5 protein-coding genes and 3 pseudogenes are annotated in these 4035 nt (G+C 48.1%); all 8 read left to right on the top strand.

Annotated elements, in window-relative coordinates:
* The coding region (locus ACJHYW_RS25015) for an Ail/Lom family outer membrane beta-barrel protein (protein ID WP_000518576.1) at positions 1–118 on the top strand (118 nt) is incomplete at its 5' end.
* Positions 119–182: 64 nt separating this feature from the next.
* A pseudogene (locus tag ACJHYW_RS25010) lies at positions 183–549 on the top strand (prophage tail fiber N-terminal domain-containing protein); the annotation flags it as partial.
* Between the two features lie 432 nt (positions 550–981).
* On the top strand, positions 982–1311 hold the full coding sequence (locus tag ACJHYW_RS25005; protein ID WP_371834555.1) for a phage tail protein: 330 nt from the start codon (positions 982–984) through the stop codon (positions 1309–1311).
* A 1243-nt stretch (positions 1312–2554) separates the two neighbouring features.
* Positions 2555–2836: a hypothetical protein gene (locus ACJHYW_RS25000; protein WP_061092797.1), complete on the top strand. Its 282-nt coding sequence runs from the start codon at positions 2555–2557 to the stop codon at positions 2834–2836.
* A gap of 9 nt (positions 2837–2845) precedes the next feature.
* The gene (locus tag ACJHYW_RS24995) at positions 2846–3550 is read left to right on the top strand and encodes a tail fiber domain-containing protein (protein ID WP_000235975.1); all 705 of its coding nucleotides are present in this window, start codon (positions 2846–2848) and stop codon (positions 3548–3550) included.
* 10 nt (positions 3551–3560) lie between these two features.
* Positions 3561–3854, top strand: coding sequence for a hypothetical protein (locus tag ACJHYW_RS24990; RefSeq protein ID WP_016245272.1), 294 nt, complete (start codon positions 3561–3563; stop codon positions 3852–3854).
* 18 nt (positions 3855–3872) lie between these two features.
* Positions 3873–3992 (top strand): annotated as a pseudogene (locus ACJHYW_RS24985) (tail fiber assembly protein); the annotation flags it as partial.
* Positions 3965–4035: pseudogene (locus tag ACJHYW_RS24980) on the top strand (nucleocapsid protein); the annotation flags it as partial. The pseudogenes ACJHYW_RS24985 and ACJHYW_RS24980, both read left to right, overlap by 28 nt.

The raw sequence follows: 4035 nt of genomic DNA, 5'->3' as shown, positions 1-4035 counted from the left end.
AGCTGGCGTGCAGTTTAACCCGACCGAATCCGTGGCCATTGATATTGCTTATGAAGGCTCCGGCAGTGGCGACTGGCGCACTGACGGTTTCATCGTGGGTGTCGGTTATAAATTCTGATTAGCCAGGTAACACAGTGTTATGACAGCCCGCCGGTTCAGGCGGGCTTTTTTGTGGAGTGGATATGGCAGCAGTAAAAATCTCAGGTGTGCTGAAAGATGGTGCGGGAAAACCAATACAGAACTGCACTATTCAACTGAAGGCAAAGCGTAACAGCACCACGGTACTGGTGAACACGGTGGCTTCTGAAAATCCGGATGAAGCCGGACGTTACAGCATGGATGTTGAGTATGGCCAGTACAGCGTCACCCTGCTGGTTGAAGGTTTTCCGCCTTCACATGCTGGGACCATTACCGTCTATGAAGGCTCCAGACCAGGTACGCTGAATGATTTTCTCGGTGCCATGACGGAAGATGATGTCATGCCGGAGGCATTGCGTCGTTTTGAGGCAATGGTGGAAGAAGTGGCACGCAACGCCGAAGCCGCCTCTCAGAGCGCAGCGGCGGCAAAGAAATCCGAAACTGCAGCGGCATCATCGAAGAACGCGGCGAAAACCTCAGAAACGAATGCAGCTAACAGCGCACAGGCGGCAGCGACCTCACAGACTGCATCGGCAAATTCCGCGACAGCAGCCAAAAAATCAGAAACCAACGCGAAAAATAGCGAGACAGCAGCAAAGACGAGCGAAACCAACGCAAAGTCAAGCCAGACGGCAGCGAAGACCAGCGAAACGAATGCTAAAGCCAGTGAAACTGCGGCGAAAAACAGCCAGGCTGCAGCAGCTGAAAGCGAGAGCGCAGCAGCCGGTTCTGCGACTTCAGCAGCTGGATCAGCAACTGCTGCGGCTAACAGTCAGAAAGCAGCGAAGACGAGCGAAACCAACGCAAAGTCCAGCCAGACGGCAGCGAAGACCAGCGAAACGAATGCTAAAGCCAGCGAAACTGCGGCGAAAAACAGTCAGGATGCAGCAGCCCAAAGCGAGAGTGCCGCAGCTGGTTCTGCAAGTGCGGCGGCTGCTTCTGCCACTGCATCAGCCAACAGTCAAAAAGCAGCAAAAACCAGTGAAACCAATGCAAAGACAAGCGAGACTGCAGCGGCGAACTCGGCGAAAGCATCCGCTGCAAGCCAGACCGCTGCAAAAGCAAGTGAAGACGCAGCCAGAGAGTATGCAAGTCAGGCAGCAGAGCCGTATAAATATGTCTTACAGCCACTGCCTGATGTGTGGATACCGTTTAACGATTCACTGGATATGATTACGGGGTTTTCGCCATCATATAAAAAGATTGTTATTGGTGATGATGAAATAACGATGCCTGGCGATAAGGTTGTAAAGTTTAAACGCGCATCGAAAGCAACCTATATTAATAAATCTGGTGTGCTGACAGAGGCTGCCATTGACGAGCCACGATTTGAACGTGATGGCCTGCTTATTGAGGGTCAGAGAACGAACTACATGCTCAATTCGGAAACCCCTGCCAGTTGGGGCAAGTCGGTAAATATGGATGTGCCCGAAACCGGGACGGATAGTTTTGGTTTTACTTATGGAAAATTTGTCTGTAACGATTCTCTGATTGGGAAAACCTCTCCTGTTAACATGGCGTCAGTTACAGTAACCGGGGCTGTCGATGTATCAGGCGATAATAAGTGTGTGACGACATCGTGCAGATTTAAAACGGATTTGGAACTCCGGTTAAGGATCAGGTTTGAAGCCTTCGATGGCAGCGCTTCATCTAATCTTGGATATGCCATTGTTAATACGCGGTCTTTATCGGTTGAAATCACCGGTGTAGCTGCCGACAGGCTCACTGCTCGAGTTAACAAGGATGAGGTTACGGGCTGGATTTTTGCAGAGGCAACGATTCAGGCAATTGACGAGTCCTGCATAACCTCGGCAATACAATACGCACCAAAAGAAGGTGGTGTCGTTGAATCGGGAGATTATATTTTCCTGTCCACCCCTCAGGTTGAAAATGGCCCTTGCGCATCATCTTTTATTATATCAGAAACGACGGCAGCGACCCGCGCAAGCGATATGGTGACAGTCCCAATCAAGAATAACCTTTATAATCTTCCTTTTACGGTTCTTTGTGAGGTACATAAGAACTGGTATAAAACGCCAAATGCAGCACCGCGTGTTTTTGATACCGGCGGTCATCAAACCGGAGCGGCTATTATTCTTGGCTTCGGTCATTCAACAGATTACGACGGATTTCCTTATTGCGATATTGGAGGAGCTAACAGACGGGTAAACGAAAACGCATTGCTTGAAAAAATGGTTATGGGGATGCGTGTAAAGTCAGATCAGTCTACGTGCTCAGTAAGTAACGGGCGTATATCCAGCGAAACAAAAACCACATGGTCCTATATTCAGAACACCGCAATTATCCGTATTGGAGGCCAGACTACAGCCGGGTTACGTCATTTATTTGGTCATGTCAGGAATTTCAGAATATGGCACAAGGCATTGACTGATGCTCAGGTGGGGGAGTCAATCTAATGAAAGATTTAACACTCAAATTTGCCGACAGGGCCGACTTTTCGACCTTTATGGAGAGTGCTGGTTATTATGATGACGAGTCGATGCAGGATGATATTCTTATTGACGTGATAGGTAACGTGTACAAAGAAACCGGAGAGCTGACTGAAGATGGCGAACCGGTATGTGTTAAGGAAGATGGATATTTTGTAAACGTGCGCATCATTAATGATGCAAAAAAATCGTCAATATTCGATAAATACGCGGTTGTTGTTGAGCATCAACTTCGTGGCTGGATGTGAGGCAGAAAAATGGCTACATCGACAGTAATTCCAGGAGATATCACCAAGCTAAAGGGAGATGTCAGTAAAGCTAAGGAAGATATTTCATCAATTAGCAGAAAAGTATCAACGCTTCAGACTGAGATGACCAGTGCAAAGCAGGATATCAGCTCCAGATACACAAAAACTGAAGTTGATAATAAGCTGAAAAACAAAGTGGAAGTGAACGATCTGGAAAGTGGTCGTTATGGCGGAGATTTTTATCCACTGACAGGTCGTGAAGCGTTTTATTTATGGAATTTGGCCACGACTACAGCGGCGGCAAACCTTTATCTTAATCCTGACCCTGCAATTTCGTCTGTGCTGCGGTCAACATCGTCTATCCGCTATAAACATTCAGTAGAGACAATAGATTCAGAGCACGCCGATCTCATTTTCAGGATGCGCCCTGTGTGGTACAGGTCGCAATGCGAAAATGACAGGCGTGACTGGGGATTCTACGGATTGATTGCCGAGGAAGTAGGAGAAATTGCTCCTCAGTTTGTACACTGGCGACCAGCTAACGAAGATGATGCTCCTGAAGCTATTTCCAGCAATGGCCTTGTTGCCGAAGGTGTAATGTACGAACGTCTGGTTGTTCCACTGATTCACCATATCCAGAAACTGACTGAAAGAGTTGATGAACTTGAGTCAGAATTAAAGTTGTTATTAACTTCCCGAAGCGATATTAGATAAAGGAGGAGTAATGGATATAACACCTTTTCTTCATGCGCTTTGTGCTGTGGCTGCGCAGGTACTGATTGGTCTTTTTACCGGAAACTGGGTTTACGGGGCGATAGCCGGTTGTACGTTCTTCATTGCGCGTGAACACACCCAGGCAGAATATCGCTGGATTGAAATGTTCGGGCATGGCAAGCGAATGAATATGCCGTGGTGGGGCGGTTTTGATCCGCGCGCGTGGGATGTAGCAAGTCTGATGGATTTTGCTGTGCCGGTGGTGGCGTGTCTGCTGGTCTGGCTGTTGGTTAATCGTGGGTGAAAAAAGTGAGCTGTATATGCAACGGAGGAAGAAACCTCGTTGCTGGAAGCCTGGAAGAAGTATCGGGTGTTGCTGAACCGTGTTGATACATCAACTGCACCTGATATTGAGTGGCCTACGAACCCTGTCAGGGAGTAATCATTGGGATTATGCCGCAGCACGTCTTAAGCAAGAACGTGCT

It is taken from the genome of Escherichia sp. WS3063 (genome assembly GCF_046486595.1).
Lineage (GTDB): Bacteria > Pseudomonadota > Gammaproteobacteria > Enterobacterales > Enterobacteriaceae > Escherichia > Escherichia coli.
The sequence above is the reverse complement of the archived record's forward strand: the minus strand, read 5'-3'. Positions and strand labels throughout refer to the sequence as shown.